Origin of the sequence: Halomonas sp. MES3-P3E (genome assembly GCF_002836035.1) — a bacterium.
In the GTDB taxonomy this organism is placed as follows: Bacteria; Pseudomonadota; Gammaproteobacteria; order Pseudomonadales; family Halomonadaceae; genus Vreelandella; species Vreelandella arctica.
Window position 1 is genome coordinate 1 of record NZ_PJBT01000063.1, and the last position, 5,138, is coordinate 5,138.

Annotated in this window: 6 protein-coding genes; all 6 read right to left on the reverse strand. The window is 50.3% G+C overall.

Annotated elements, in window-relative coordinates:
- Positions 1-184: 184 nt before the first annotated feature.
- A complete protein-coding gene (gene upp / locus CXF87_RS11385; RefSeq protein WP_035557479.1) occupies positions 185-814 on the reverse strand; it encodes a uracil phosphoribosyltransferase in 630 nt (209 codons plus the stop codon).
- 93 nt (positions 815-907) lie between these two features.
- Entirely contained in the window at positions 908-1,591 is a 684-nt protein-coding gene (gene ung / locus CXF87_RS11390) for a uracil-DNA glycosylase (RefSeq protein WP_198556068.1), read from the reverse strand.
- Positions 1,592-1,593: 2 nt separating this feature from the next.
- Entirely contained in the window at positions 1,594-2,073 is a 480-nt protein-coding gene (gpt, locus tag CXF87_RS11395) for a xanthine phosphoribosyltransferase (RefSeq protein ID WP_008956229.1), read from the reverse strand.
- A gap of 6 nt (positions 2,074-2,079) precedes the next feature.
- Positions 2,080-2,625 carry an adenine phosphoribosyltransferase gene (locus CXF87_RS11400; protein ID WP_035557476.1) on the reverse strand — a complete coding sequence of 182 codons (546 nt, stop codon included), beginning with the start codon at positions 2,623-2,625 and terminating at the stop codon, positions 2,080-2,082.
- Between the two features lie 53 nt (positions 2,626-2,678).
- Positions 2,679-3,977: an NCS2 family permease gene (locus CXF87_RS11405; RefSeq protein WP_035557474.1), complete on the reverse strand. Its 1,299-nt coding sequence runs from the start codon at positions 3,975-3,977 to the stop codon at positions 2,679-2,681.
- A 201-nt stretch (positions 3,978-4,178) separates the two neighbouring features.
- Positions 4,179-4,820, reverse strand: coding sequence for a riboflavin synthase (locus CXF87_RS11410; RefSeq protein ID WP_035557472.1), 642 nt, complete (start codon positions 4,818-4,820; stop codon positions 4,179-4,181).
- Between the last annotated feature and the right edge of the window lie 318 nt (positions 4,821-5,138).

Sequence of the window (5,138 nt, forward strand, 5' to 3'; positions counted from 1 at the left end):
GTACTAATACCAAGGCACCAAAAGCCACAAACAGCATTTGTGCACCGGTTAACACTACTTTTGGCCACGACTCTGCCTGGCTGGTAGCTTCACGCATTAGAGAATTCCTAGTGATTATTAGAGAGTAGATATGCAAAAAAATGCCCCTAACGCGAAGCGTGAGGGGCTAATTTAAAAAAGGCGCTTAGCGCGTTCCGAAAATCTTATCGCCTGCGTCACCTAGTCCAGGGACGATATAGCCATTTTCATCGAGTCGCTCATCGACCGAAGCAGTGTAAATTTCGATGTCGGGATATGCTTCCTGCACCCGTTTGATGCCTTCAGGGGCAGCGACAAGCACAATCACCTTCATATGCACACAGCCACGCTCACGCAGCATGTCCAACGTAGCCACCATTGAACCACCGGTGGCCAGCATAGGGTCAATCACGATTGCCATACGCTCTTCGATATCGTTAGCGAATTTGGCGAAATACGGTACTGGCTCAAGCGTCTTTTCATCGCGGTAAAGACCAACAACACTGACTCGAGCACTGGGAATTAAGTCTGTTACACCTTCTAACATACCCAAGCCTGCGCGCAAAATCGGTACCACGGTAACTTTTTTACCCTTAAGCCGTCGTGTTGCAATCGGCTCGCCGTTCCATCCTTGGATTTCGTGATCTTCCAGCTCAAGACCTTTGGTTGCTTCATAGGTCAATAGCTTAGCGACTTCACCTGCCAGCTCACGAAAGCTCTTAGTGCTCAGATCAACTTCGCGCATCAGTCCCAGCTTATGTTGAACAAGCGGATGGTTAATGGCGTAAACACTCATGGGACTTCCTCACAGCTGGGGATTCAAAATGACAATCTGGGTATGTCACTAGACGCAAAATTGCGCACATTCTACCCGCAACCTAATAGGAGGTTAAGGGGTTTCCGGCAATTGCCAGTCGATAGGCGTGCGCCCCTGCGCTTGCAGGAATTGATTTGCTTGCGAAAAGTGCCGGGTGCCAAAAAACCCTCGATGCGCAGAGAGCGGCGACGGGTGCGGGGCTTCAAGCACCAAATGGCGACGCTGGTCAATTAATGCTTTCTTCTGGCGCGCCTGACTTCCCCATAACAAAAACACACATGGCGACGCATGCTGGCTAACGGCTTCAATGGCGCGGTCAGTGAATACCTCCCACCCCTTGCCGCGATGAGAACCAGCATTCCCTTGTTCAACCGTTAACGAGGTGTTTAATAACAGGACGCCCTGCTTGGCCCAACTATCCAAGTTGCCATGCTGCACCGGTTTAAAGCCGACATCGCTGGCCAACTCTTTGTAGATGTTAGCTAGCGAAGGCGGCACCTGTACACCGGGCCGTACGGAGAAACTCAAGCCATGAGCTTGGTTGGGGCCGTGGTAAGGATCTTGCCCCAAGATAACGACTTTCACTTCATGCAGAGGGGTTAACTCAAAGGCGCGAAACCATTGCGCTGAGTGGGGGTAAATGGTTTTTTTAGCCGCCTTCTGCTGCGCCAAAAACTCCTTTAGTGCGAGCATATAGTCAGCCTTAAACTCATCACCCAGCCACTGACTCCAATCGTCAGGAAGTGGATTGGCCATCATTACCTCTTCATTTGATCGACGAGTGGTTCAACGTAAGCAACACCCATATCCCAAGGAAACTGGATCCAGCACTGCTGCGCTACTTCCGTTAGGTATTGATCCACCAATGGACGACCGTCCGGTTTGGCATAAATGGTCACAAAGTGTGCCTTAGGCAACATTTTGCGTACTGCGCGTGCAGTTTTGCCAGTATCGACTAAATCATCGACGAGTAGCCAGCCATCACCGTCATGGTCGACACCCTTCATAATATCCAGGCCACCCTGATCCATATGGTCGTAGCTCTTAATACACACCGTATCGATCAGACGAATATTAAGCTCACGGGCGATTAGTGCGGCCGGAATTAAACCGCCACGGGTAATCGCCACAATGCCCTTAAAATCACGCTCGATCATCTGATGACAAAGCGTACGCACATCACGGTGAAGCTGATCCCAGGAGACAGTGAAGTGTTGGTGATAACGATCGCTGCTCATTGGGGGCTACTCGTCTTCGTTGAAGGAACAAACTGCGAATACGCTGTAACCCGCATCGCGAATTTTTTGTGACCCACCCAGTTCGGGAAGATCAATAATCGTAGCCGTTTCCACTACGTGACCACCGCTGCGCTGGATAAGGTTAGCCGCTGCCAGCATAGTGCCACCGGTGGCGATCAAATCATCCATCAGCAGAATACGGTCATCTTTCTGGAAAGCATCGGAGTGCAGCTCAACTTCCGAATGACCGTACTCCAGCGTATAAGTCTCGCTGATGGTTTTAAACGGTAGCTTGCCCTTCTTACGCACCGGCACAAAGCTACACCCCAACTCATAAGCGAGCGGTGCGCCAATAATGAAACCGCGCGCATCGATTGCCGCGATAGCATCCAGGTTCATTTCCTGATAGCGATGTACGAAGCTATCAATCAGCTTGCGAAAGGCCGCGCTATTTTGTAGCAAAGGAGTGATGTCGCGAAAATTCACGCCTTTCTCAGGCCAATCTGGAACCGTGCGAATAACGGACTTAATGTAGTCGCCGTAGATGCTCATCGCGTCTCTCATTGAGTAGTAAAATTAAGTAGTTAGAAAGCGGAAAAGGCCGATCAAACCAAGAAGAGATACCTTACCGCAAACAGGAGCGCCAAAATAATAACGGCCGGATTCAAGTCGCTAAAACGGCCTGATAACGTTTTGATCGCTACGTAGCTGATGAAACCGAGTGCAATTCCTTCGGCAATCGAGAACGTCAGCGGCATTGCCAAAGCAGCAATCAGTACCGGCGCAGCATCCGTTGGATCTTCCCAATTAGCATGCGCCAAGCTACCCGTCATTAATACCGCTACATACAGCAGCGCACCAGCGGTAGCGTAGGCCGGAATGGAGCCCGCCAACGGTGCGAAGAACAGGCTGATCAGGAATAGGCCGCCCACGACTACCGCCGTCAAACCAGTCCGGCCACCGGATGCGATGCCCGCTGTTGATTCAATATAGCTAGTGGTAGTGGAAGTACCCAATGCAGCACCCGCCATAGACGCGGCACTGTCAGCCATCATGGCACGGCCAAGGCGCGGCAGCTTGCCATCTTTATCCAGTAGTTTGCCCCGATGAGCAACGCCCACCAACGTGCCCGAGGTGTCAAACAAATCAACAAACAAGAAGGCAAAAATGACGCTGAGCATCGCTACATCTAGCGCGCCCATTAAATCCATCGCCATAAATGTAGGCGCAATCGAGGGAGGCATCGACATTAGACCGCCGTACTCATTATGGCCCAGCACCATGGCAATCACTGTCACGCCCAAAATACCGATCATGACCGCACCGGTGACGCGCAGGTAAGAAAGCGCGGTAATCACAAAGAAGCCTAACAGCGCATATAAGGCGGGCGGCTGAGATAGATCACCTAAAGAAACAAAGGTAGCGGGATTAGCAACCACAATACCGGCATTTTTCAGCGCAATCATCGCCAAGAAAAGACCGATACCAGCAGCGATCCCGAGTCGCAATGTCATGGGAATAGAGTTAATAATCCATTCACGAATTCTAAAAATGCTTAACAGGAAGAAAGAGAGACCAGAGAAGAAGACGGCGCCGAGTGCCGCTTCCCATGTATACCCCATACCCAATACAACACCGTAGGTGAAAAAGGCATTCAACCCCATGCCTGGTGCTTGGGCGATTGGATAATTGGCCCATAGGCCCATCACGAAACAGCCAATCGCTGCGGCTATGCACGTCGCCACAAATACCGCACCGTAGTCCATGCCCGCTTCAGACAGGATGCTCGGGTTAACAAAAATAATGTAGGCCATCGTCAGGAACGTAGTGATCCCGGCGATAACTTCTGTTTTCACATTAGTTTTGTGCTCAGTGAGCTTGAAATAACTATCCAGAAGTTTCATGAATTTTCTTATCCTTAGCGATAACGCAGCACGCGCACGCGTTCTGGTGCTGAGAAAAGCCGCACATACTACCGAAACGCTCACCGTGATGCGAGCGCTTCAGCATGGCGACCCATGTAAGCGAGAGCAGCCCCGCCGCTGTATACAAAGCAATCTTCAGGCCACAACCTAACCGATCGGTCAATTCAATGGCGGATTAAGCTAAAGAGGGTTGCTGCGCCCGTTTTTTTGAGAGAGCACGCGCTCTACCGTTTCAACGATCACCTGGGTTTGCGGATCAATTTCAATATTGACTTGATCCCCCGGCGCTCGATCCTGAAGCGTAGTGCGCGATAAGGTTTCAGGGATTAAATTGACGCTAAACTCTACGCTTCCGCTACCGCTTTGACGTACATCACCGATAGTCAAACTGATACCGTCCACCCCGATATAGCCTTTCTCGAACACAAATCGGCCAAGCCTTTCCGGCAGGGAAAACCATAATCGACGGTTATTGGGCGCTTCTTCAATAGCCACTACCTCTGCCATGGAAATGATGTGCCCCGACATAGAGTGCCCACCAATCTCATCGCCAAAACGCGCCGCACGCTCTATATTGACGCATTGCCCTGGCACAATTGCACCAAGATTAGTCAATCTCAGCGTTTCACGCATCAAATCAAAACTAACGCTATCACCATCGATGGCCGTCACCGTTAAGCAAACGCCGTTATGAGCAACAGATGCACCAATCTCAAGCCCCTCGCGCATGGCTGGCGGCATTTCCACAACATGTACGCGAAAATCATCCAGCTCACGCACCGCTACTACCTTGGCGACCCCTTGCACAATGCCCGTAAACATATGGCTCATTCTCCTAATGGGTAAAAACTAAGTATTAAAAAACTAAGTATTAAAAGCGGGGAGGTAAAAATAACCAAAATCATGGGCACAAGCTTACTACTGGCGCCCCCTATGTGTGCACTCTTATGGTGATTTCCATAAGAGCATGAAACGTGAGGCCCTCTATTCTACGTCACTCGTTTTTATAGGGTCTTGCGTAAGCGTGTTTTTCTCTCATCGAACACGCCCCTCTAAGCCTGTCGACAGCTCTAAAAACCTAAACACTCTTTTCTAATAGAATAAAAGACTATTGTAAGCTCCTAAAACATAAAATCAGAC

Excerpts from the sequence above, each read along its gene's own strand:
- CXF87_RS11405 (WP_035557474.1), bottom strand. The coding sequence starts at position 3,977 with ATGAAACTTCTGGATAGTTATTTCAAGCTCACTGAGCACAAAACTAAT.
- CXF87_RS11410 (WP_035557472.1), bottom strand. The coding sequence starts at position 4,820 with ATGTTTACGGGCATTGTGCAAGGGGTCGCCAAGGTAGTAGCGGTGCGT.
- gpt (WP_008956229.1), bottom strand. The coding sequence starts at position 2,073 with ATGAGCAGCGATCGTTATCACCAACACTTCACTGTCTCCTGGGATCAG.
- upp (WP_035557479.1), bottom strand. The coding sequence starts at position 814 with ATGAGTGTTTACGCCATTAACCATCCGCTTGTTCAACATAAGCTGGGA.
- CXF87_RS11400 (WP_035557476.1), bottom strand. The coding sequence starts at position 2,625 with ATGAGCATCTACGGCGACTACATTAAGTCCGTTATTCGCACGGTTCCA.
- ung (WP_198556068.1), bottom strand. The coding sequence starts at position 1,591 with ATGGCCAATCCACTTCCTGACGATTGGAGTCAGTGGCTGGGTGATGAG.